This is a genomic window from Parvibaculum sp. (genome assembly GCF_039973015.1).
Taxonomy (GTDB): domain Bacteria; phylum Pseudomonadota; class Alphaproteobacteria; order Parvibaculales; family Parvibaculaceae; genus Parvibaculum.
In genome coordinates this window covers 48,031-71,323 of the sequence record NZ_JBDWLT010000007.1, presented here as the reverse complement: position 1 = coordinate 71,323, position 23,293 = coordinate 48,031, and the positions used below count along the sequence as shown (strand labels likewise).

Genomic DNA, 23,293 nt, shown 5'->3' with positions numbered 1-23,293 from the left:
CCGCATATGCCTGAAGCATCTGAAGCCAAGGTGAGGCTTGCCGCCGTGAACCAGAATCCCGCCTCTGCGCGTGATCTGCTGCGCATCGTCATCGTCGGCCATGTCGATCACGGTAAGTCCACGCTTGTCGGCCGTATGTTCCACGATACGGGCTCGCTGCCGGATGGCAAGTATGAGTCCATTAAAGCCATGTGCGAGCGTCGCGGTGTGCCTTTCGAGTGGGCCTTTCTCATGGACGCGCTTCAGGCGGAGCGCGATCAGGGCATCACCATCGACACCAGCCAGATCTGGTTCAAGACCGATGCGCGCGATTACACGATCATCGATGCGCCGGGTCACAAGGAATTTCTGAAGAACATGATCACGGGCGCGGCGCAGTCCGATGCGGCGCTCCTCATTATCGATGCTGCCGAAGGTGTGCGCGAGCAGTCGCGCCGTCATGGCTACCTGCTGCATCTTCTCGGCATTCGCCAGGTTGCGGTGGCGGTCAACAAGATGGACCTGATCGACTACGAGAAGGATCAATTCGATCTGATCGAACAGGAATATCGCGACTACCTTACTTCCATCGGCGTAACGCCCACCTTCGTCATTCCGGTTTCGGCGCGTCAGGGCGATTTCATCGTCAACGAGTCCGACAAGATGCCCTGGTACAAGGGGCCGACGGTCGTAAAAGCGCTCGACAGCTTCATGCCGAACGCATCGCCCATCGATCGCCCGCTGCGTCTTCCGGTGCAGGACATCTACAAATTCGACCACCGCCGCATCATCGCAGGCCGTATCGAGGAGGGCCGTTTCTCGGTCGGTGACGAAATCGTCTTCTCGCCGTCGAACAAGAAAGCCAAGGTCAAGTCGATCGAATACTGGTCGACCGTGCCCGGCAATCAGCCGCCAACAGAAGGCGTGGCGGGACAGTGCGTCGGCATCACGCTTGATGAGCAGATTTTCGTCGAGCGTGGCGAGCTGATCAGTCATGCTGAAAGCTCGCCCATCGAGACGGATGTGTTCCGCGCCCGGATTTTCTGGCTTGGTCATGAGCCCATGACCAAGGGCAAAAGCTACCGTATCAAGCTTGGTACGCTTGAGGCGCCGGTTACCGTTCAGTCGATTGAAAGCATCATCGACACGAGCGACCTTTCGAATGCGTCGTCCAACGCGGTCGAGCGCAATCAGGTTGCTGAAGTTGTGTTGCGCGCGCGCCGGATGCTGGCGCTTGACGAGTTCAACGAAGCGCCGAAAACCGGCCGGTTTGTCCTTATCGACAAATACGACATTGCCGGCGGCGGCATTATCTCGATGGAGGGTTATGCCGACCAGCGCGACCTCATCACCTCCCGCTCGACCAATATTACGCGCGTCGAGCACGGCGTGACTGCCGAGCAGCGTATCTTCCGAAATGGTCACAAGGGGGGCGTCCTCTGGTTCACGGGTCTCTCGGGGGCTGGCAAGTCGACCGTGGCTGTGGCGCTTGAGCAGAAGCTCTTCGAGAAGGGATATAATGTCTATGTGCTGGACGGGGATAATGTTCGCCACGGGCTCAATGCGAATCTGAGCTTTTCGCCGGAAGACCGCGCTGAAAATATTCGCCGGGTCGGCGAAGTGGCGGCACTGTTCGCTCGCGCGGGCGTCATCGTCATCACATCCTTCATCTCGCCTTATCGTTCGGACCGGGACCGTGCGCGTGAGGCGTCAGGCAAGGACTTCCACGAAATCTATGTGGATGCCGATGTCGCGACTTGCGAGGCGCGCGATCCGAAGGGGCTCTACAAGAAGGCCCGAGCAGGCGAAATCAAGGATTTCACGGGCATTTCTGCCCCCTATGAAGCGCCTGAAACGCCTGAAATGGTGGTCGACACGTCGTCGATGCCGGTAGATGAATCCGTTGCGATGCTCGTCAACTATGTGGAGACGAAATTCAAGGTATAAGCTCGCCTGTATTTCCATTCGGATAGGGTGAGCCATGAGCATTCTGGTAACTGGCGGCGCGGGCTATATAGGCAGCCATGCCGTCATCGACCTTCTCGGCGCGGGCGAGGAGGTCGTCGTTCTCGACAACCTCTCGACGGGGTTCGACTGGGCGGTTCAGGATGCTGCGACGCTCCATACCGGGGATATCGCCGACACGGATTTGCTCGACGGCATATTGCGAGATCATGCCGTCGAGGCGGTCATCCACTTTGCGGGCTCTATCGTCGTCCCGGAATCCGTCAGCGATCCGCTGAAATATTACCTGAACAACACGGCCAAATCGCGCACACTGATTGAGCGGTGCGTGGTGAACGGTATCCGTCATTTTATCTTTTCCTCGACTGCGGCCGTCTATGGAATGCTCGACGTTTCGCCCGCAACCGAAGACGCCGCCCTGAAGCCGATGTCGCCATATGGGCGCTCCAAGCTCATGACGGAATGGATGCTGCAGGACGTGGCCGCCGCTCACGACATGACCTATGCCGCGCTGCGCTACTTCAACGTAGCCGGTGCGGACCCGAAAGGCCGTGTCGGACAATCAACAGCAAACGCGACGCATCTCATCAAGGTTGCGTGTCAGACGGCCCTTGGCCAGAGGTCTCATATCGAGGTTTTCGGCGATGACTATCCGACGCCGGACGGTACCTGCATTCGCGACTATATTCATGTCAGCGATCTTGCCGCCGCTCATACCGCCGCGCTCCACTATCTTCGCAAGGGCGGAGACAGCCTTGTCGCCAATTGCGGCTATGGTCATGGCTTTTCTGTTCGCGATGTTCTGGAGGCCGTCGAGAGAGCAGCGGGCCATCCCTTTGAGGTCAGGCAGGCGCCTCGCCGCGCGGGCGATCCGGCATCCATCGTGTCGGACCCGAGCCTGGTCAAGAGGATGCTGGGCTGGCAGCCGGCTCATGACGACCTGGACAAGATCGTTGCCCATGCGCTGGCCTGGGAGAAGCGGCTCGGCGAGCGCAATCACTGAGATTTTCCTTAACCTCTTCCTGAATGAATCAGGGCAACATAGCGAAACATAAATTTATTTCCGGCGGCGGCGCCGGCGATGCACATTCCTGCGTGAAAATCATGCAACACGGAGACTGAACGAGGCCATGACGTCGAACGCCCTAAGCACCGTCATTCTGGCGGCGGGCAAAGGTACCCGCATGAAATCTCGTCTGCCGAAGGTGCTGCACGAAATTGCGGGCCGTCCGATGCTCGGGCACGTGCTCGCGAATACGCGCTTCGGGGGCGATACGCGTACGGTCCTGGTGGTCGGTCCGGATATGGACCGGGTTTCCGGGTATGCCTGCAGCGTACGACCCGATATCGCCGTTGTTGCTCAGCAGAAACAGCTTGGTACGGGCGACGCCGCCCGGACTGCCTTGCCGGTGCTTCACAGTTCGGACGGCGTTGTTTTGGTCGTCTTTGGCGATACGCCGCTTGTGCGTGCTGAAACACTCGAAAATATGGCCGATGCCTGCCGTAGAAGTGGAAGCATCGTTATCCTCGGTTTCGAAGCTGCCGACCCGACGGGTTATGGCCGTGTGTTACTCGAGGGCAATCAAGTGCGCCGGATCGTCGAGCACAAGGATGCGAGTGAGGGGGAGCGCCGCACCACCCTTTGCTTCGGCGGACCCATGGCGGTCCCCGCCGCGCAATTCGGCGAACTTCTCGAAGGGCTTGGCAATGATAATGCGCAGGGCGAGTATTACCTGACCGATCTCGTCGCACTTGGCCGGGACGCAGGTATCGACTGCATCTGCGTTACCTGTCCGGAAGCGGACATACAGGGCGTAAACAGCCGCGCCGATCTTGCATCTGCCGAGGCATCGCTGCAACGGCGCCTGCGGGGCGAGGCCATGGCCGAGGGCGTCACCTTCCTCGATCCCGAGACGGTTTATCTCAGCTTCGATACGAAACTCGGCAGGGATGTGACGGTCGGGCAAAATGTGGTTTTTGGTCCTGGCTGCGATATCGCGGATGGCGTCACGATCAAGGCATTCTCTCATCTCGAAGGCGCGACGGTTTCGGAGAGTGCGGAGATCGGCCCTTTCGCACGCATTCGGCCCGGCACTGAAATCGGCCGTAAAGCCAAGATCGGTAATTTCGTGGAGACCAAGAAAGCAAAGATCGAGGAGGGGGCGAAGGTCAGCCACCTCTCCTATATCGGCGATGCAAGGGTTGGGGCTGGAGCGAATATCGGTGCCGGCACGATCACCTGCAATTATGACGGTTACAACAAGTTCTTCACCGATATCGGAGCGGGTGCCTTTATCGGCTCCAATTCGTCGCTCGTTGCGCCAGTCAAGATTGGCGATGGCGCCTATGTTGGTTCCGGTAGTGTTGTAACGAAGGGTGTGGCCACCGATGCACTCGCTGTTGCGCGCGGGCGGCAAATGGAAAAGCCCGGCTGGGCGGCGGCATTTCGTGCAAAGAACGAAAGCATCAAGAAAGCATCCTCGGGCGACTGATCATGTGCGGTATTGTCGGAATCATCGGAACGGAGCCCGTTGCTCCAGTTATCCTCGAGGCGCTCAAGCGTCTTGAATATCGCGGCTATGACAGCGCAGGCATCGCTACGCTTTCGCATGGTGAAATCGAGCGCAGGCGTGCCGAAGGCAAACTTTTCAATCTGGAAAAGGCGCTCGAAGCTTCTCCGCTTGAGGGCACTATCGGCATTGGTCACACCCGTTGGGCTACACATGGTGCGCCGACGGAGCGCAACGCACATCCCCATGCGACGGATCGCGTGGCTATCGTTCACAACGGCATTATCGAGAACTTCCGGGAACTGCGGGAGCGGCTTGCAGCTGACGGTGCGGTTTTTGCGACGGAGACGGATAGCGAGGTCATCGCGCATCTCGTGACGCACTATCTCGATGCTGGATTGTCACCGCGCGTGGCGGCGGCGAAAGCAATCGCCGAACTTGAGGGTGCTTTCGCGCTCGGGATCATCTTCCGCGGCGAAGAAGAGCTCATGATCGGGGCACGGCGGGGCAGCCCGCTTGCCATCGGCTACGGTGTCGATGCGATGTATCTCGGTTCCGACGCATTCGCTCTTGCCCCGATGACGAACCGCGTCACCTTCCTGGAAGAAGGAGACAGGGTCGAGATCACGCGTAGCAGCGCGACGATACGCGACGCAGACGGACATGAGGTCAAACGCGCCGTCAAGATCACGGATGTTTCGGCAGCGCTTGTCGACAAGGGTAATCACCGGCACTTCATGGCGAAGGAAATCTTCGAACAGCCTGAGGTGATCGGCCACACATTGTCGGAGTATATCGACCCGCTGAACGACAAGTTGCGGAACATTGCATTGCCGGTAGACCTTGCGTCGGTGCCGCGCGTTACGATCATCGCTTGCGGAACCGCTTACTATGCGGGGCTTGTCGCCAAATACTGGTTCGAAAAATATGCCCGGGTATCCGTTGAGGTCGATATCGCCTCGGAGTTTCGCTACCGCGAAGCTGCACTTCCTGAAGGCGGGCTTGCCATCTTCATTTCGCAATCCGGCGAAACGGCGGATACGCTCGCGGCGCTCCAGTATTGCAAAGACCAGGGCCAGAAGATTCTCTCGGTCGTGAATGTGACCGAGTCCTCGATCGCGCGCGCTTCCGACGTGATCATGCCGACTTTCGCCGGACCGGAAATCGGCGTCGCTTCGACCAAGGCGTTCACCTGCCAGCTCACGACCCTTGCCATTCTTGCTGTCCGGACGGGGCTTGCGCGCGGTGCTATTGCGACGGCAGATGAGAGCCGCCTTGTGCGCACCCTGCTTGAGGTGCCGCGCCAAGTGGCGGAGGCGCTCGGAAGCGACGAACATATCCAGACATTGAGTGCCGATCTGGCCAAAGCACGGGATGTGCTCTATCTGGGCCGCGGGCATAACTATCCAATCGCACTTGAAGGCGCGCTGAAGCTCAAGGAAATTTCTTATATCCATGCGGAAGGCTATGCTGCGGGTGAGCTAAAGCACGGGCCCATCGCCCTTATCGACGAAGAAGTTCCGGTCGTCGTGATTTCCCCGGTCGATAGTCTGTTCGAGAAGACCATTTCGAACATGCAGGAAGTGATTGCGAGGGGCGGGCATGTTGTCCTCATCGCCGACAAGGAAGGTATCGCGAGGGCAGGCGAGGGGCTTTGGGCAACAATTGAGGTGCCTGCTGTCGATCCGCTTATCGCACCTATTGTCAATGCGATCCCGGTGCAACTTCTCGCCTATCACACGGCCGTCTCGAAGGGCACGGATGTTGATCAGCCGCGGAACCTGGCCAAATCGGTGACGGTCGAATAAGCGCGATTCGCGATTTTACGACCCATCATGATCGTCCAATGATCATGTAATCCTTTGATTTTATTTAACAAAATCCTCTCCGGCGCGGGTGTTTGTCAGCCCGTGATAGATTTTGATGTGTTTTATCGCTGTCGCCTTTCGAGGAGGGCCGGGTAATGCGGCGTCTAATCGAAGCAAACAGCTTGGGTCACATGTCGAGGAGATACGCGGCGACTGCAATGCTCGTTGCGGCTTTTGCCATTGCACTTCCAGCTGCACCGGCTCCCGTTCGCGCGGACAGTGCGGCGGCTGATGTGCAGGCACTGATGACAGCCGGTGTCGATTACATCGACCGTGGTCTTTATGATCAGGCAGCGATGAAATTTTCCAACGCTCTCGACAGTGGCGGCCTGACAGATGATGGACGCGCGATTGCCTATCATCATCGCGGCGTCGCGTTCCAGAAGATCGGACAGCAGAGTGCGGCAATCGAGGATTATACAGCGGCCATAGGCAGCGGCGCTCTGCCGGAGAAGGTGTTGCCGAAGGCATATTACAATCGCGGCATAGCGCTCGCGAATACGGGGCAGGAAAGCGAAGCCGAGCACGATTATCTTGAGGCAGTGCGCCTCAATCCGGCATATGCGGCCGCTTATCATAATCTCGCCAATCTCGAGCGGCGGCGCGGCGACTATGAAGGCGCCATCCAGCACTACACGGCTGCTATCGACAATATGACGGGCCGGGATCGCAAACTGCCGCTGTTCGGACGGGCTCTTTCTCTGGAACAGAAGGGCAGAATCGAACTGGCGGCCGATGATTTGAAGCTCGCGCTTGAGCTCGATCCCGAGTTCGAACTTGCGGAAATCAAACTCAATGCTATTTCCCCCCTGCTGGCCGCCGCGGACAAAACGGAATCTGGAGCTGTTGTCTCTCCTCGCGTTGTTCCGGCTGCATTGTCGCCGTTTCAGACTGCTGCTTCCGGACAGGAGCGGGGCCAGATCATTCGCGTCGCCAGTATTGGCGGGTGGCGGACAACTGCGACGCGCTTTGCAAACGAGGAAACGAAACGGGACGTAACTGCGGATGAGAGCACGGTGCCGCCGGGCGAGCTGACAACGGGCTCCCTGCGGCCTGCTGAGGCGGTGCCGGAAAAAGGGCCTCTCCCGCTCGCCGGAATTGCTCCTGCAAGCTCTGCAGGAGGAGAGGCACGTTATCGCGTCCAGCTCGGTGCGTTCCGTGATGAGGCCCTGGCGAGGCAGGCATGGAATGATTTGCCGACAGACGCGAAGCCCGCCCTCGGCTCCGCGGCGCCGGCAATTCAGCGCGCAGATCTGGGAGCCAAAGGAATATTTTATCGGTTACAGGCAGGCGCTTTTTCTGAAATCGCCGACGCCAAATCAGTCTGCAAGCAACTTGAGCGGCGCAAGATCGCCTGCTTTGTCGTCGATGGTTGAATCTGACGCAGCGGTAGATTGAGCATTTTTCACTCTGCGTTGTGGCGGTTGTCGGGGCCCTCCGAACGTCTGTAAACTTGTAAGAACAATAACAGACGGTTCGGAAAGGGAGACGAATGGCCCAGAAAATGGTGGGATTGACCGCTTTTGGCGGCTATATCCCGCGCCTCAGGCTTCAGCGGAAATCCATCGCCCAGGCAAATGCCTGGGTCGCGCCAAACTTCCTCGGCAAGGGGAAGGGTGAACGGTCGATGGCAAATTGGGACGAAGACTCTGTCACGATGGCGGTTGAGGCCGCCCGCGACCTGCTTGGGCCCGACGACGACCGTAGCCATGTGGATGCGCTCTATTTCGGCTCCACGACAATGCCCTTCAAGGACCGTCTGAACAGCGGCATCATTTCCGCGGCGTTGACGCTTGATGAAAGTGTTCGTGCGGTCGACGTAGCCTCCACGCAACGGGCCGGCACCTCGGCGCTCATGCAAGCACTTTCAGCTGCCAAGGCGGGTGAGGCCAGGAATGCTCTTGTCCTCGCATCCGATCATCGCAAGACAAAGGCCGTCACGGCGCAGGAGCTTGATTTCGGCGATGGCGCCGCCGCACTCGCCGTTGGCACCGACAATGTCATTGCCGCCTATCTCGGGGGGGCGAGCCTGACGACAGATTTTGTCGACCATTTCCGCGGCGACACAGAAGAGTTCGACTACAACTGGGAAGAGCGCTGGATCCGCGATGAAGGGTTTGCGAAGATTGTCCCGAAGGCCGTGAAGGCAGCACTTGAGAAGTCCAATACAAGCGCTGGTGATATCAAGCATTTCATTCTTCCGTGTAGTTTTGGTCCGAAGTTTACCCAGCAGCTGGCCAAACGGTCGGGCATCGATCCCGAGGCGGTTCGAGATACGCTTGCGGCCAATTGCGGCGAAACCGGCGCGGCGCATTCCCTCGTCATGCTGGTTCATACGCTTCAGACCGAGGCGAAGCCCGGCGACAAGTTGATGGTGCTCCATTTCGGTGGCGGCTGTGATGCGCTCGTTTTTGAGGTGACGGACAAGATTTCGAGCCAGGCGAGCAAGCGCGGCATCGTGGGCTCCCTTGCAGAGCGGACCGAAGAGACGAACTACATGAAGTTCCTCACCTTCAACGGTTTGATCGAATGGGAACGCGGTATGCGCGCCGAGCAGGACAAGAAGACCGCGCTCACCACGCTCTACCGCAACGAAGACATGCTGATGGGGCTTGTGGGTGGCCGTTGCACCGAGACAGGTGTCGTTCAGTTCCCGCGCTCCCGTATCTCGGTCAACCCGAACAAGCACACGGTCGATACGCAGGAGCCGTACAAGTTCGCCGAGAAGAAGGCCAAGATCCTCTCCTGGTCGGCGGATTTCCTGTCCTTCAGCATGAATCCGCCTAACCACTACGGCATGGTGGTGTTCGAAGAAGGCGGGCGGATCATGATGGATTTCACCGACGTGGAGGCTGGAACGGTCGATTCCGGTATGGAGGTGAAGCTCGTATTCCGGATCAAGGAGTTCGATGAAAAGCGCGGTTTCCGCCGCTATTTCTGGAAGGCGGTTCCTGTTGTTTCAAGCTCGGCAAAATCACAAACGGGCCAGGCGGCCGAATAAGGAGGAACGAACATGGCAGCAGGTATCAAGGACAAGGTCGCGATCCTCGGCATGGGTTGCTCAAAGTTCGGCGAACGCTGGGACGCCGGCCCTGAAGAACTGATGGTGGAAGCCTATCTCGAAGCCATGCAGGACGCGGGCGTCGAGCCTACGCAACTCGATGCCGCATGGTTTTCCACGCATATCGACGATATCGGAACGGGGAAGGGGGGCACACCGCTTTCGCTCGCTCTGCGTCTTCCCAATATTGCGGTGACGCGTGTTGAAAACTTCTGTGCTTCGGGCTCGGAAGCGCTGCGTGGCGCGGTTTATGCGGTGGCCTCGGGGGCGGCGGACATCGCCCTTGCGGTTGGCGTCGAGAAACTCAAGGACACAGGCTATGGCGGTCTTCCTGTCGGAAATATGGGAACGCTCAATCCGCAGTGGTCGCCGTCGGGCTCCGCTCCGGGTAATTTCGCCCAGCTTGCTTCGGCCTATCGTGCGAAGCATGGCGTCAACAAGGATGACCTCAAGCGCGCCATTGCGCATGTGTCGGTGAAGAGCCATGCGAACGGCGCCAAGAACCCTAAGGCCCATCTCCGCAATGAGGTGACCGAGGCTCAGGTCATGGGCGCACCGATGATTGCCGAGCCTCTCGGTCTGTTCGACTGCTGCGGCGTGTCGGATGGTGCAGCGGCGGCTATCGTCACAACGCCGGAAATCGCCAAGGCAATGGGCAAGAAAGACATCGTGACCGTGAAGGCCATGCAGCTTTCGGTGTCGAACGGGCTTGAAAGCCAGCACAACAGTTGGGATGGAAGCTATTTCCATACCGCCCGCATTGCGGCCAAAAAGGCCTACAAGGAGGCGGGCATCGACAATCCGCGCGAGCAGGTCAGCATGATGGAAGTGCATGACTGTTTCTCGATCACCGAACTCGTGACCATGGAAGACCTCTTCATCTCACCGGAGGGGGGCGCGGTTAAAGACGTCATGGACGGCTTCTATGACGCAGACGGCAAGATTCCCTGTCAGATCGATGGAGGCCTGAAGTGCTTTGGCCATCCTATTGGCGCTTCTGGCCTTCGGATGGCCTATGAGATGTATCTGCAGCTTCAGGGCCGGGCAGGCGAGCGCCAGCTTGCAAACCCGAAGATTGGCATGACTCACAATCTTGGCGGCGCTCCGTCGCAGAACGTCTGCTCGGTCACCATCGTTGGGGCTCACGGGGTCTGAGGGCACGAAAAATCATGAAGAAGGCCGGGGCAGAATCCCGGCCTTTTTTATGCCTTTGTTCTCCCTAACATCGCCTCCCGAAACCGGGTGGCCCGCCCGATTCCGTCCGTTCTTTCCCTGTTCGGGGCCGGAGCCCGTCTCACCAATTGCTGTTTAACTCACCCGTATTCCTTTTTGGCTTTCTGCCGCTGACCGCGCTGTTGTGTTTCGCCATCCGGGCGAAGTTCGGCCGTGAGGCCAGTCTCGGCTTCCTCGTTCTTGCCTCGCTGTTCTTCTATGGCTGGTGGAACCCCGTTTATCTACCGCTGCTGATAGGACTTGCGGTCTTCAACTTCCTGATGGCCAAGGCAATCCTCACGGAACGGCTGAAGCCAGGGGGAGGCTGGGCGACATACTTGACGGCATTCGGTGTTACCGTCGATCTCGCATCGCTGGGCTACTTCAAATACACCGACTTCCTGATCGGAACCTCAAATAGCGTTCTCGATACAGACTTCCAATTGCAGCACATCATTCTGCCGCTAGCGATTTCCTTCTTCACCTTCCAGAAGATCGCCTATCTGGTGGATGCGAGGCGTGGAGACGTCGAGCCGCATTCGTTCCTCGAATATTGTTTTTTCGTGATGTTTTTCCCGCAGCTCATTGCGGGACCGATCGTCCATCACAAAGAGATATTCTCGCAAACAAAGCTTAAGCGCGGCTTTGCCTTCGATCGCATGAACTTGATGATTGGCCTTACGATATTCTTCGTTGGCCTCTTCAAGAAGGTTGTGCTGGCGGACAATGTCGCGCTCGTTGCAACGCCGGTTTTCGCGCAGGCAGCCAATGGCGGGGATATCGGCTTCGCCCAGGCCTGGGAAGGGATGCTTGCTTATACCTTCCAACTTTACTTCGACTTCTCCGGTTATTCGGACATGGCGATCGGGGCCGCGCGTATCTTCGGCATAAAACTGCCACTCAATTTCCATTCGCCGTACCAGGCGCTGAATATCAGCGACTTCTGGCGGCGCTGGCATATGACCCTTTCGCGATTCCTGCGCGACTACCTCTACATTTCGTTGGGGGGAAACCGGCGTGGCAAGATCCGGCGCTATCTCAATCTCTTCATCACAATGGCGTTGGGCGGGCTCTGGCACGGACCTGCATGGACCTTCATGCTTTGGGGCGCGGCGCACGGTCTTATGCTGATCGTCAATCATGGCTGGAGCGCACTGCCCATCCGGCGGATAAACACCTGGTGGTCTAAAGGCGTTGCTCGCACACTTACTTTTCTGTGCGTTGCGCTTGCCTGGGTTCTGTTCCGCGCAGCCGATCTCGACGCGGCGATGGCGATCTATCGCGGACTTGTTGCGGTACCCGATTTCGGGACCCCGGCGCGCCTTGCCGAGGATATCGGCTGGCTTGTTTTCTGGATGGGCATTGTCTGGTTCTGGCCGAACACGCAGCAATGGCTTGCGATGGTGCGGCCGGCCTTCAATTATAAATGGGCTGACCGGCGCAAGGATCCGCTTTTGCTGCCAGTGGATCATACGCGATTTCAGCGGCTGTTTCTCTGGCGCCCCAGCATGCCGGTCGCCATTGCCGTTGGCCTGGCGACCGCCGCAGCATTTCTTAGCCTTCAGCGGGTCAGTGAATTTCTCTATTTCCAGTTCTGACCATTTTCCAGGTCCAGCCAATGACGATGAGCAAATATGCACCGGCCTATCTCGCGACGCTGACCGCTACGGTCATAGCCTGTGCGCTTGTCATTTTCGCTTTCAATGCTGTGGTCGATCCGCTCTGGTATTTCGGTGGAAACAAGGCGGGGAAAGTGAATTACGCTTTCAATGAGCGGCTCAGCAAGATGAACCTCTTCCTTTCCCGCCAGGGTGACTATGACTGCGTCATTTTCGGCGACAGTCGCACGACGCTGTTGCCGGAGGACAAGATCAAAGACCACACATGCTTTAACTTTGCCTTTTCAGCAGGTAAGGCCGCTGAGGCGGTTGCCTATGCCTATTACCTGCGGAACCACGGTTTCGATCCACGACTTGTCATTATCGGTGTGCCGGCAACGGCTTTTCGTGAACGCATAGGCGGGACGGATATCCCCGACTTCATTCGCGAAGGCGATGCTCCGAAACTGCCGTATATCGCCTATCTCTCTTTCGACGTGGTCTCCATGTCGTGGCAGACATTATTCGGGCGATCACCGCTTGATCGTATTTATGACCGTGAATTTCTTTGTCATGTCGCCCCCGGGGCGCCTGCTTACAAGCCGATAAAGCCCATTCGCGATATCTTCGCGAGCCGTTTCACCGGAACTCAACGTGTAGCGCTCTATGATGAGATGCGGGAGGTTTTCCCCGAAGCGGAATTCGTTGGATACGCGCCGCCCATTTCGGCATGGGCGATCAAGTCATACGACGAGAAGGGGTGGCTCGACGAATATGTTACAGCGATACATCTGGCTTCCGGGAAATTCGATTACTTTCAGGACTACAGCGTTCCATCAGCCATGACAGTCGATACAGGCAATACATATGATGGAACGCATTATTCGGAAGCGGCGAATGCGGCCATCGCGGGTCATCTTCTGGAGGGCGGGACGGTCGACTCTCTCGACCTCAAGAATGTCGACGCCGCGGAAATGCGCCGCATTTATTCGGAGCGCTTGAAGCGGTATGAAGCTGAATTGAAAGCGGGTCTGGAAGGCTAGCTGGAGAGCGGAGACCGCATAGCGCATTCCGTTGACTTTGGTGCGACGATCACAAACATCTGGTCTGCAGTATCCCCGTGGAGAGATACGGGAAAGACACCGCGATGCACGGTGATGAAATCCTTTGTCTTGATCGGAAGGCTCGTCGTGGAGAAGACCGGCTCCAGTGTGTTCGCCACGCGCGCGAATTCTTTCCGTCGGATTTCGGCACCTTCCGGTGTGAGATTCTCCCCAAGCATCTTGCCGGTATAGTCCACGCCGAAAAGTTCCGTGCAGCCCGTCCCAGCGAGACGATAACGGAACTCAGGTTCTTTGCGGTAGCGCAAGACCTCAAGTACAAGCATCCAGGGAAGGGTGCCTGCAATTTCCGCGGGATTGATCTGGCTGCGCAGCGGTAGGCGATCATTGGGCGCCAAGGTGGCCCAGTGGCTGTGAAAGGCGTTCACCGGGTGACGCTCAGGAACGCCCTCTATATCGATCTCGTGGTACGGCACTGGCGGTTTCCCGATACGCAACTGAACTCCGGGGATGGCCCGGCATTCAGATTGTGCGGTGCAGTGCTTACTAAAACGTATCCTTGCTGCCGAAAAACTACTGTTTTCATTGGCTTAGGAAAGGCTGTCCGAGGGTGGAGCGAAAAATCTTCAAGCTTTACCGCTTTCCTCCAAGGCCCGGCGATAGCCTGAATAATTCGGCTGATCGATAGCGAGCTTGGTCAGCGTGGTTTGCCAGAGATGTTCTTCGAGGGCAGGGGTGTCGAGGCCAATTTCGCCAGCTTCGATCCTTCTGCAAAGCTCCCGGTTGAGTTCGTCCAGCGAACCTTCCGTTCCGAGCAGGGCCTTGAGACGAGCAGCCTCTCCGGCGTTCGCCGCAGGGCCTACTTCCAGTTCGCGCTTCACGATATCGAGTGCATTGGCGGCTACGCGTGCATGAAAGGCCGTGTGTCCTTGCAACTGAGGCATGGCGTGATTTCGGATGAATTCGGTCACGGCCTCGATAAGCTCGACGGCTGATGGTTGATCCTGCATTGGTTTAGTCCTTGCTTGTCAGAGGTGCGAGAAGGCGCAGCAGGTCGACTTCCGTTTCGGAAGAACGGCGCCCGATAGTCGCGCGTTCAACCGAACGGTCTCCCTGCAGGAAGGCTGACGCCATGCCCATGCACATCACTCCCCATTTGAGCGTCCCAAGAACTTCCCAAAACTTGACACGTGCTGGATCGACCTTGCCGCCACCCGCTGCTTCATAGCCTGCAAAAAGATCTTCACGTGTGCCGAAACCACCTACGGGCATGTCGATATTACCAAAGCGCCATGGGTTGATGCATATCCAGGAGAGGTCGGCCATCGGGTCGCCAACATGGGCGATTTCCCAATCGAGAACGGCGCGAAGGCCATCCGCTCCGATCATTAGATTGCCATTCCGGAAATCCCCATGGACGAGTGTGAGTTCCGTTTCGTTCGGCGGGGCATTGTCCTTTAGCCAGCGGAAGGCAAGTTCGAAAACAGGGTGCGGAAAATCGAGCTCCTTGTAGGTCTTGAAATACTGTTCGACTTCATCGCGACCGGTCGCAATCCTCAGCGAGGGCAGTTTCGCCTTCTCGACCGTGTGCAGTTTTGCCAGCACCTCACCGCATTGACGTGCCAGCTTCGGGCGAGCGGCGGCAAACTCTTTGTCTCGAAGAATTTTTCGCGCCAGCGTCTCACCCGGTACGCGGTCCATGATGAAGCCCTGACCGATGCCATCGTCTTCTGTCAGCACATAGCGAACAGGCGGCACGGGTACGCCTACTTCTTCAGCAAGGCTGATGAGCTTTGCTTCGGTCTCGAGCGCAACAGCCGTCCCGGAACGGCCGTTGTCGCGGAAACCGCCAGGCGCCCGGCGCAGGATGAGGGGTATCGCTCCCGCTTCGGTTGTCGCATCGAAGGACCAGATTTCCTGACTGGCCCCCCCGGAGAGGCGCTGCAAATCGGCAATTCCCGTTGCACCCGGGATATGGCTTTTTACCGCGTCAGCAAGCGGTCCCTCGATCGGATTGGTCTCGGCCGCCATATCAGTTCCCCGCACCGACCGGTTGGCCGTCCACGATCTGATCGAGGTATTCGGAAAGACCATACCCGGTCATGCCGTTGCAGCGGTATTCCGTCATGCCCTCGGTAATGCGGGTGTTCAGTTCCGTTCCATCTGGTGATTGACGTCGATTTCGTAGCGGAATGAGCGAGAGTACCTTGCCGTCGACGTCGTAGATCGCGCCGCTTTCCGTTTCCACATGCGCTCGAAGCGCGGTCTGGTACCAGTTTTTGTCCCAGTCGCTGTCGATGGTGCAGGATTTTATGAGGTCGTATTTCCCGTCTTTCAGGACCATACCGCCCTGACGTTGCTGGCCTTCGTCGTTCGTGACGATGGAAATCATCATGCCGAAATCACGGCCGAAATTCATAGGTAGCCAGCGGTACCAGTGGATGGATTGCCAGTAACGTGGCCCCCAGCTCTTGTCGCGGAGGCCGAAGCCATTCACCTCAAAGTTTTCCTCACCGATCTTGAAGCGCCCTTTGGCGGCCATGTGCTGTTCGTAGTGCGCCTTCGCGAAGGACTTTTCGGGATCGAGGTCGAGCGGTGAGCCATCTTCCTTCACCGTCTCGCCGCCAAACATCGGAGAGACGCCTTCATAGTCGAGCTCGACTTCGCACGGGACGACAGGGTTTTCCTTGAAGGCCTTTGCGGGGTCCGCCATATCAAACGGGTTTTTGAGAACGACGGCCTTGCCGGAAAAGGTCAAGCGAAGTCGTTTGAAGGGTTCGATTACATCGATCTTCATGCCGCCGGCGTTCATTGCCTTGTTGTCCGAAATCTTGGGTTTGGCGTAGGTGAATGCGACGCGGCCATCCGGCAGGTAAAGGCAGACCGACATTTCAGCATAGCCTTCATTCGGACGGTTGCCGAGACGGAACCATCCGCCGGTCTTGGCGGCAGGGTCAAACATGTTGAAATACATGCTCTCGTTATAATTCAAGGCAGCATCTGGAGTGTGCGTATACTCGTCTTCCGGCAGAAGCCGGACTTTCGTTCCGGGCGGTACTGTGGCCATGCCAATCTCTCCCTGAATGTCGTTTTGACGGGCTTCTCGAGGGCCCTGAGCAAAATCTGTCTGGCCATGATGAAACGCATGCGCCTGACAGGGAAGCCCTGCGATGCTAAGAAGAAACAGGGCGGGCTGGAGGCCAGCGCGCCCCGGCGTCAACGCGGCGTCCGGTGGAACCCAGAGAGGATGCGGCGGGCCGAATGAACCAGCAGGACAGTAATAATCCCGCCCCCGGGGGTGAACCTCCGTTGATTCTGCCGGGCAAGCACACCGGCTTCATGACGCGCATCAGGAACTATTTTTTGACGGGCCTGGTCGTCGCCGCTCCTATTGGCCTCACGATCTGGCTTGTGCGCTGGTTCATTGATCTCATCGATACTTGGTTCACGCCGCTTATCCCCCGGCAGTATCAGCCGGACAACTATCTGCCATTCGATATTCCCGGGCTCGGGCTGCTCATTGCCTTTGTGCTGCTGACGCTACTTGGTGCGCTGACGGCTAATTTTTTTGGCCGTGCTGTATTAAATTTCGGCGAGCGTCTGGTCGCGCGCATGCCAGTCGTCCGAAGCATTTATGGCGCTCTTAAGCAGATATTCGAGACCGTCATCTCCCAGTCGGCGGCGTCGTTCCGGGAGGTTGGGCTCATCGAGTATCCCCGGAAGGGGCTTTATTGCATCGTCTTCGTTACGACGCAGACCAAGGGGGAAATCGTCGACAAGGCCGGCTCAGAACTTGTCAGTGTTTTTCTACCAACGACACCAAACCCGACTTCCGGCTTTCTGCTCTTCGTGCCGAGGGAAGATCTGAAAATCCTCGACATGTCGATCGAGGAGGGCGCAAAGCTGATTATCTCAGCAGGTCTGGTGGAGCCGCCGCGGAGGACGTCGCCGGAGGCCGCCGAAGCTGTGCCGATCTCCAACCCCGGCTCAGCCTGACCGAAGATAGCGGATCGCTTCGTCACGTTCGAAGAGGTAGAGCAGGACGCGCAGGGCCCTCCCGCGCTCGCTTTCCAGCTCTGGATCGCGGTCGATAATCATACGCGCGTCGTCATGTGCTGCGGCGAGGAGCTCTTTCTGTTCCTCCAGATCGGCTATGCGGAATGCGGGAAGCCCGCTCTGGCGTGTGCCGAGCAGTTCGCCTGCACCGCGCAGACGGAGGTCTTCTTCGGCGATTCTGAAGCCATCTTCGGTTTCCCGCATGATCTTGATGCGGGCAGCGGCCGTTTCGCCCAGCGGTGCGTGATAAAGGAGAAGGCAACTCGACCTGTCTCCACCTCGGCCAACGCGCCCGCGAAGCTGATGTAGTTGCGCGAGGCCAAAGCGCTCCGCATGTTCGATAACCATCACGGTCGCCGTGGGGACGTTGACGCCCACTTCGATGACTGTCGTGGCGACCAGTACCCTGATTTCTCCCTTCTGGAAGTGCGCCATAACGGCGTCTTTGTCCGCTGCTTTCATGCGCCCGTGAACGAGACCCACTTTCGTACCGAAGATGGAGCGCAGATGTTCGTAGCGTTGTTCTGCCGCAGCCGCATCCACTTCATCCGATTCCTCGACAAGCGGGCACACCCAATAGACTTGGGCGTCTTTAGCTAGAGCGCGATCAAGGCTTGCGGCCACTTCTTCCAGCCTGTCGAGTGGCAAGGCGCGAGTGTCAACAGGCTTTCGCCCCGGCGGTTTTTCGTCAAGCTTCGACACGTCCATATCGCCATAGGCGGTCAGCGTCAGTGTGCGTGGTATGGGCGTTGCTGTCATTACCAGCACATCCGTTCCCGGACCGCCCTTTGAGGTCAACATCAGCCGTTGGTGGACGCCAAACCGGTGCTGTTCATCGACCACCGCAAGTGCTAACGCATGGAAGACGACATCTTCCTGAAAGAGTGCGTGGGTGCCGACAATAATTTTTGTCTCACCGCTCGCCACACCGGCCAGGATTTCTTCTCGTCGCCTACCTTTTTCCCGGCCAGTCAACAACTCAATAGTGACACCGGCCGTTTCGCAGAGCGGTGCGAGTGTCGCAAAGTGTTGCCGTGCAAGAATTTCGGTCGGCGCCATCATGGCTGCCTGGAAACCCGCCTCGACTGCATTCAGCATAGCGAATAGTGCGACCACGGTCTTCCCGCTGCCGACATCGCCCTGCAGGAGCCGGAGCATGCGATGCGGACTTTTCATGTCGGCGTCTATTTCGGCGAGTGAACGGATTTGCGCGCCGGTGAGGGCGAAGGGAAGGGCGTCCTCGATCTTTATGCGGAGCTTGCTTGTCCCGACGATCGTCCGCCCCGGCAATTTTTTCATGCGTAGCCGGACAAGCCCAAGGGCGAGTTGGTTGGCCAGCAACTCGTCATAAGCGAGCCTCGCCCGTGCTGAAGCGGAAGGCTCTACGTCCTTTGCCGTTTGCGGTTCGTGTGCGTTGGTGAGTGAGGCGCTCCAGGACGTCCAGTCTTGTGCCTTGAGCCAAGGTCCATTCTGCCATTCCGGAAGATCGGGAATGAGCGGCAAGGCGCCTTTCATGGCCTTCTGGATCGACTTCAGGGGAAGACCCGCTGTCAGAGGGTATACGGGTTCCAGCAGCGGTAGATCCTGCAGCCCGTCTATGGGCACAATATGGTCGGGATGGGTCATCTGCGGACCGCCCTGATAAAATTCGACCCGGCCAGAGAGAATACGCCGTTCGCCTTCCGGCATGGTCTTCGCGATGTAGTCCGACCGCGGGTTGAAGAAGACTATCTGCATCTCCCCCGTCTCGTCGAAAACATGGACCCGGTAGGGAAGCCGTTTTGTACGCGGGGGAATATGCAGCCCCACGGTCGCCTCAATGGTGGCAATCTCACCGTCGCGGATTTCTGCGATTTTCGGACGGCTGCGCCGGTCGATCAGCCCCGACGGAAGATGCCAAAGCAGATCGATGATTTTGGGTCCGGCAAGCTTCTCCACAAGCTTTTCAAGACGCGGACCTATGCCCGGCAATGAGCGTGCCGGGGCAAACAGGGGAAAGAGGATTTCAGGCCGCATCGCCACGCCGATCACATGGAGGAATCATGGGGCCATTCTAATGACATGTGGGCGCTCAGGGTCTATATCCCGCTCATGCGCAAAGGAGAGAGAAATGGCGGAAACTAGCCCGATTGACCGTGAGGCGCGCCTCAGGAGGCTCCGGTTCCGCGCCTGGCACCGGGGTATCAAGGAGATGGACCTGATACTGGGCCATTTTGCGGATGAGGCGCTGGAAACCCTTTCGGAGGCTGAGGTCGACCAATTCGAGAGTTTGATCGAGGTTGAGGATACGACGCTTTACAACTGGGTCACCGGGCGCGAAAACGTGCCCTCCCAACACGATACGGCGCTTCTGGCCCGTATTCGAACATTTCAACATATGAAGGGGCCGCTCTGGCAGAGATAGCCGGGCGCAACTCGTTTGAAGAATCTTGCGGAAATCGTATCGGCACCGGGCCGTCTTGCGTTAGGCGAGGTGCCGGAGGGGTTTGATGCGCTCGTACTTGCCGATATGGCTCGGCATGTCGATGCGGATTCGGGGTCTGCCGTTCTCCACGTTGCGCGGGACGACGCCCGCATGAACGCGCTTGCCGAAGCGGTTTCGTTTTTCGCGCCGGATGTCGAAATCGAGACGATTCCTGCCTGGGACTGTCTGCCTTATGACCGCGTCTCGCCGCATGCTGATGTGAGCGCCCGGCGCATGGCAGCGCTGTCACGCCTTGCGATGCGGGCTGAAGGTCAGGGTGAGAAACCGCTGATTGTTGTCGCCACGGTCAACGCCATGCTGCAGCGGGTTCCTGCGCGCGACATGGTGAAAACATCAGCGTGGTCCGCGCGGGTCGGTAACAGAATCGACCTCGATAACCTCACTGCCTATCTTGCAGCCAATGGTTATAACCGCACGGGAACAGTACGCGAACCGGGCGAGTTTGCCGTTCGCGGGGGTATTGTCGATATTTATCCTTCCGGCTTCGAATTGCCAGTCCGGCTCGACATGTTCGGCGACACGCTGGACGCGATCCGCACATTCGATGCGGCGACGCAACGAACCGTCGGGCAGCTCACCGGACTTGAGCTTGTACCTGCAAGCGAATTCCATCTCGATCAGGAATCTATCCGCAGGTTTCGAGCGGCTTATGTCTCACAGCTCGGTGCGGTCACCGATGGCGATCCGGTTTATGAGGCAGTAAGCGAAGGCCGCAAGCATGCCGGTATGGAGCATTGGCTGCCACTCTTTCACGAAAAGCTCGAAACAATCTTCGACTATGTGCCCGGTGGGCTTCTTACTCTCGACGCGCAGGCAGAGGAAGCACGCGAAGCTCGTATCGAACTGATCCGGGACTATTACGATGCGCGGGCCGAGGCGCGCAAGACGGTTCGCGACGCGAAGCTTGCAGCCAATGCGCCGAGCTACAAGCCGCTGCCGCCTGATTCTCTCTACCTTACGAATGAGGAGTGGGGAGTGCTGACGGGTGCGAGGACCGTTCGTGCGTTCACGCCGTTCAGTCTGCCGGAAGGTGCGGGTACAAACCTTGACGGAAAGCATGGCCGCAGTTTTGCTCCCGAACGCTCTCAAGAAGGTGTCAACATCTTCGAGGTGCTTGGAGGACATATTGCGGGCTTGCGCCGCGCGAACAAACGCGTTGTTTTAGCAAGCTGGAGTGAAGGGTCGCGCGACCGTCTTCAGCATGTTCTCGCGGACCACAGTATCGGGAATGTTCTCATTGCCGATAGTTGGAGCGAAGTTAACGGTGTTAACAAAAACACAGTTTCACTAATTGTTCTCGGTTTGGAGGCCGGGTTCGAGACCGACGAACTCGCCGTCATCAGCGAACAGGATGTTCTTGGCGACAGGCTGATCCGTCAGCGCAGGAAGAAGCGAGCGGAAAACTTCCTGACGGAAGCCGCAAGTCTCAGCCCCGGCGATCTCGTCGTGCATGTCGATCATGGCATTGGCCGATTTGAAAGATTGCAGTCGATCGATGTCATGGGTGCGCCGCATGATTGCCTGCTGCTCATCTATCAAGGCAATGACAAGCTTTACCTGCCTGTCGAGAACATCGAACTTCTTTCGCGTTACGGTGCCGATGAGAGCGATGCCCAGCTCGACAGGCTTGGGGGGACCGGCTGGCAGGCGCGCAAGGCTCGTCTCAAGGAGCGCATCCGGGAGATGGCTGGCGAACTCATACGCATCGCCGCTGCCCGCGAACTGAAGACCGCGCCGAAAATCGAGCCGCAACCCGGTTCCTATGACGAGTTCTGTGCCCGGTTCCCGTTCACCGAGACGGACGACCAGCTCCAAGCTATCGAATCCGTGCTGGAAGACCTCGCCCGCGGCCGCCCGATGGACAGGCTTGTCTGTGGCGATGTCGGTTTCGGAAAAACGGAAGTTGCCTTGCGCACAGCGTTTGTGGCGGCGATGGCCGGTTATCAGGTTGCGGTGATTGTACCGACAACGCTTCTTGCGCGACAGCACTTCAAAACCTTCTCGGAACGTTTCAACGGCCTTCCTGTCAAGGTCAGGCAATTGTCGCGGCTGGTCAGCTCCAAGGATATGGCGGAGACGAGGGAAGGTCTTGCGAGTGGCGATATCGACATCGTGATCGGTACGCATGCGCTGCTCGGCAAACAAATCAAGTTCCGCAATCTCGGTCTCGTTATCGTCGATGAAGAGCAACATTTCGGAGTCGTTCACAAGGAGCAGCTAAAGAAGTTCCGCGCGGAAGTGCATGTGCTGACCCTAACTGCAACGCCCATTCCACGTACGCTGCAGCTTGCACTCTCGGGGGTGCGCGAACTTTCGCTCATCGCGACGCCGCCGGTCGACCGGCTTGCTGTGAGGACTTATGTTTCGCCTTTCGATTCTGTGGTTGTCCGCGAGGCACTTCTTCGCGAACACTATCGTGGCGGACAAAGTTTCTATGTCGTGCCCCGTATCGCCGACCTTGCCGATGCGGAAGAGTTTCTTCGCCAGTATGTGCCGGAGGTAAAGTTTATTTCTGCGCATGGTCAGATGCCCGCGAGCGAGATCGAAGACAAGATGACCGCCTTCTATGACGGCAAGTTCGATGTTCTCGTTTCCACAACCATTGTTGAATCCGGGCTCGACATTCCGACCGCCAATACGCTTGTCGTTCACCGCGCGGACATGTTCGGTCTTTCTCAGCTCTACCAGTTGCGCGGCCGGGTAGGGCGTTCCAAGGCCCGCGCCTACGCCTATCTTACAGTCCCTCAACACCGCACGTTGACGCCGGGAGCAGAGCGCCGCCTCCGCGTTTTACAATCGCTCGACTCACTCGGTGCGGGCTTCTCGCTTGCCAGTCACGATCTCGATATTCGTGGGGCGGGTAATCTTCTCGGCGACGAGCAATCGGGGCATATCCGTGAAGTGGGCTACGAGCTTTATCAGGAGATGTTGGAAGAAGCCGTTGCTTCGATGCGTGGCATCGGGGATGGGGAAGATGGCCATTGGTCACCGCAGATCAATGTCGGCACACCGGTCCTCATTCCTGAAAATTATGTGCCCGATCTCGACGCACGCATGTCGCTTTACCGCCGCCTTTCGGATGTCGAGACTCGGCCTGAGATTGACGGTTTTGCGGCCGAGCTCATCGACCGCTTCGGCAAGCTACCCCAGGAAGTTGAGTTCCTGCTCAAGATCGTTGAGATCAAGGGGCTCTGCCGCACGGCGAATGTCGAGAAGATCGAGGCCGGACCGAAGGGCATCGTCCTCACATTGCGAGAAAACACGTTCCCTAACCCGGGTGCACTCGTCGAGCTTATCAATGACGAACGGGGCAATGCGAAGTTGCGGCCCGATCACAAGCTTGTCTTCAAGCGCGATTGGGAAACGCCGGAAGAACGGCTAGCCGGTACACATCGCCTGATGACCACGCTCGCGAAAATTGCGGCGCAAGATAAAGCGGCGTGACCTCATGCTGTTTTCGTCTTGTCGAACAATCTCAAGTAATCATAATCCCCGGGT

General features: G+C 58.0%; 17 protein-coding genes. 12 read left to right on the top strand and 5 right to left on the bottom strand.

The features are described 5' to 3' along the window. The first annotated feature begins 6 nt into the window (after positions 1-6). The 9 genes from cysC (at position 7) to ABJO61_RS05000 (ending at position 13,236) form a co-directional block, all read left to right on the top strand. Positions 7-1,926, top strand: coding sequence for an adenylyl-sulfate kinase (cysC, locus tag ABJO61_RS05040; protein WP_348323093.1), 1,920 nt, complete (start codon positions 7-9; stop codon positions 1,924-1,926). 34 nt (positions 1,927-1,960) lie between these two features. Beyond that, on the top strand, positions 1,961-2,947 hold the full coding sequence (gene galE / locus ABJO61_RS05035) for a UDP-glucose 4-epimerase GalE (protein ID WP_348323092.1): 987 nt from the start codon (positions 1,961-1,963) through the stop codon (positions 2,945-2,947). Between the two features lie 127 nt (positions 2,948-3,074). Beyond that, positions 3,075-4,436 carry a bifunctional UDP-N-acetylglucosamine diphosphorylase/glucosamine-1-phosphate N-acetyltransferase GlmU gene (gene glmU, locus ABJO61_RS05030; RefSeq protein ID WP_348323091.1) on the top strand — a complete coding sequence of 454 codons (1,362 nt, stop codon included), beginning with the start codon at positions 3,075-3,077 and terminating at the stop codon, positions 4,434-4,436. A 2-nt stretch (positions 4,437-4,438) separates the two neighbouring features. Continuing rightward, positions 4,439-6,262 (top strand): glutamine--fructose-6-phosphate transaminase (isomerizing), encoded by a 1,824-nt coding sequence (gene glmS, locus ABJO61_RS05025; RefSeq protein WP_348323090.1) that lies wholly within the window; start codon positions 4,439-4,441, stop codon positions 6,260-6,262. 155 nt (positions 6,263-6,417) lie between these two features. Then, positions 6,418-7,698, top strand: a complete 1,281-nt coding sequence (locus tag ABJO61_RS05020) for a tetratricopeptide repeat protein (protein WP_348323089.1) — start codon at positions 6,418-6,420, stop codon at positions 7,696-7,698. 116 nt (positions 7,699-7,814) lie between these two features. Continuing rightward, complete coding sequence (locus ABJO61_RS05015; protein ID WP_348323088.1) at positions 7,815-9,323, top strand: 3-oxoacyl-[acyl-carrier-protein] synthase III C-terminal domain-containing protein; 1,509 nt, start codon at positions 7,815-7,817, stop codon at positions 9,321-9,323. 12 nt (positions 9,324-9,335) lie between these two features. Then, on the top strand, positions 9,336-10,538 hold the full coding sequence (locus tag ABJO61_RS05010) for an acetyl-CoA acetyltransferase (protein ID WP_348323087.1): 1,203 nt from the start codon (positions 9,336-9,338) through the stop codon (positions 10,536-10,538). Between the two features lie 146 nt (positions 10,539-10,684). Next, positions 10,685-12,193: an MBOAT family protein gene (locus ABJO61_RS05005; protein WP_348323086.1), complete on the top strand. Its 1,509-nt coding sequence runs from the start codon at positions 10,685-10,687 to the stop codon at positions 12,191-12,193. Between the two features lie 20 nt (positions 12,194-12,213). Next, positions 12,214-13,236 carry a hypothetical protein gene (locus ABJO61_RS05000; RefSeq protein WP_348323085.1) on the top strand — a complete coding sequence of 341 codons (1,023 nt, stop codon included), beginning with the start codon at positions 12,214-12,216 and terminating at the stop codon, positions 13,234-13,236. Here the strand turns inward: ABJO61_RS05000 and ABJO61_RS04995 are convergent. The 4 genes from ABJO61_RS04995 to ABJO61_RS04980 form a co-directional block, all read right to left on the bottom strand. Further along, entirely contained in the window at positions 13,233-13,730 is a 498-nt protein-coding gene (locus ABJO61_RS04995) for a PAS domain-containing protein (RefSeq protein WP_348323084.1), read from the bottom strand. The two genes, ABJO61_RS05000 and ABJO61_RS04995, sit on opposite strands and share 4 nt — an antisense overlap. A 150-nt stretch (positions 13,731-13,880) precedes the next feature. Next, positions 13,881-14,264 carry a DUF6285 domain-containing protein gene (locus tag ABJO61_RS04990; RefSeq protein WP_348323083.1) on the bottom strand — a complete coding sequence of 128 codons (384 nt, stop codon included), beginning with the start codon at positions 14,262-14,264 and terminating at the stop codon, positions 13,881-13,883. A 4-nt stretch (positions 14,265-14,268) separates the two neighbouring features. Beyond that, positions 14,269-15,285, bottom strand: a complete 1,017-nt coding sequence (locus ABJO61_RS04985) for a phosphotransferase family protein (RefSeq protein ID WP_348323082.1) — start codon at positions 15,283-15,285, stop codon at positions 14,269-14,271. 1 nt (position 15,286) lies between these two features. After that, positions 15,287-16,321 carry a hypothetical protein gene (locus ABJO61_RS04980; protein WP_348323081.1) on the bottom strand — a complete coding sequence of 345 codons (1,035 nt, stop codon included), beginning with the start codon at positions 16,319-16,321 and terminating at the stop codon, positions 15,287-15,289. Between the two features lie 194 nt (positions 16,322-16,515). Between ABJO61_RS04980 and ABJO61_RS04975 the strand changes: the two genes are divergently transcribed. Next, on the top strand, positions 16,516-17,250 hold the full coding sequence (locus tag ABJO61_RS04975; RefSeq protein ID WP_348323080.1) for a DUF502 domain-containing protein: 735 nt from the start codon (positions 16,516-16,518) through the stop codon (positions 17,248-17,250). On the opposite strand, the gene recG is transcribed toward ABJO61_RS04975, so the two are convergent. Then, on the bottom strand, positions 17,242-19,326 hold the full coding sequence (gene recG / locus ABJO61_RS04970) for an ATP-dependent DNA helicase RecG (RefSeq protein WP_348323127.1): 2,085 nt from the start codon (positions 19,324-19,326) through the stop codon (positions 17,242-17,244). The genes ABJO61_RS04975 and recG overlap by 9 nt on opposite strands. A 94-nt stretch (positions 19,327-19,420) precedes the next feature. On the opposite strand from recG, the gene ABJO61_RS04965 reads away from it, so the two are divergent. Together ABJO61_RS04965 and mfd are read left to right on the top strand one after the other, a co-directional pair. Next, positions 19,421-19,714: a succinate dehydrogenase assembly factor 2 gene (locus ABJO61_RS04965; RefSeq protein ID WP_348323079.1), complete on the top strand. Its 294-nt coding sequence runs from the start codon at positions 19,421-19,423 to the stop codon at positions 19,712-19,714. Between the two features lie 15 nt (positions 19,715-19,729). Then, entirely contained in the window at positions 19,730-23,239 is a 3,510-nt protein-coding gene (gene mfd, locus ABJO61_RS04960; protein ID WP_348323078.1) for a transcription-repair coupling factor, read from the top strand. Positions 23,240-23,293: the final 54 nt, after the last annotated feature.

Coding starts and splice junctions, on each gene's coding strand:
- glmU (WP_348323091.1), top strand. CDS start 3,075: ATGACGTCGAACGCCCTAAGCACCGTCATTCTGGCGGCGGGCAAAGGT.
- ABJO61_RS04990 (WP_348323083.1), bottom strand. CDS start 14,264: ATGCAGGATCAACCATCAGCCGTCGAGCTTATCGAGGCCGTGACCGAA.
- ABJO61_RS05010 (WP_348323087.1), top strand. CDS start 9,336: ATGGCAGCAGGTATCAAGGACAAGGTCGCGATCCTCGGCATGGGTTGC.
- ABJO61_RS05020 (WP_348323089.1), top strand. CDS start 6,418: ATGCGGCGTCTAATCGAAGCAAACAGCTTGGGTCACATGTCGAGGAGA.
- ABJO61_RS05000 (WP_348323085.1), top strand. CDS start 12,214: ATGACGATGAGCAAATATGCACCGGCCTATCTCGCGACGCTGACCGCT.
- ABJO61_RS04980 (WP_348323081.1), bottom strand. CDS start 16,321: ATGGCCACAGTACCGCCCGGAACGAAAGTCCGGCTTCTGCCGGAAGAC.
- cysC (WP_348323093.1), top strand. CDS start 7: ATGCCTGAAGCATCTGAAGCCAAGGTGAGGCTTGCCGCCGTGAACCAG.
- ABJO61_RS04965 (WP_348323079.1), top strand. CDS start 19,421: ATGGCGGAAACTAGCCCGATTGACCGTGAGGCGCGCCTCAGGAGGCTC.
- ABJO61_RS04975 (WP_348323080.1), top strand. CDS start 16,516: ATGAACCAGCAGGACAGTAATAATCCCGCCCCCGGGGGTGAACCTCCG.
- galE (WP_348323092.1), top strand. CDS start 1,961: ATGAGCATTCTGGTAACTGGCGGCGCGGGCTATATAGGCAGCCATGCC.
- glmS (WP_348323090.1), top strand. CDS start 4,439: ATGTGCGGTATTGTCGGAATCATCGGAACGGAGCCCGTTGCTCCAGTT.
- ABJO61_RS04985 (WP_348323082.1), bottom strand. CDS start 15,285: ATGGCGGCCGAGACCAATCCGATCGAGGGACCGCTTGCTGACGCGGTA.
- recG (WP_348323127.1), bottom strand. CDS start 19,326: ATGCGGCCTGAAATCCTCTTTCCCCTGTTTGCCCCGGCACGCTCATTG.
- ABJO61_RS05015 (WP_348323088.1), top strand. CDS start 7,815: ATGGCCCAGAAAATGGTGGGATTGACCGCTTTTGGCGGCTATATCCCG.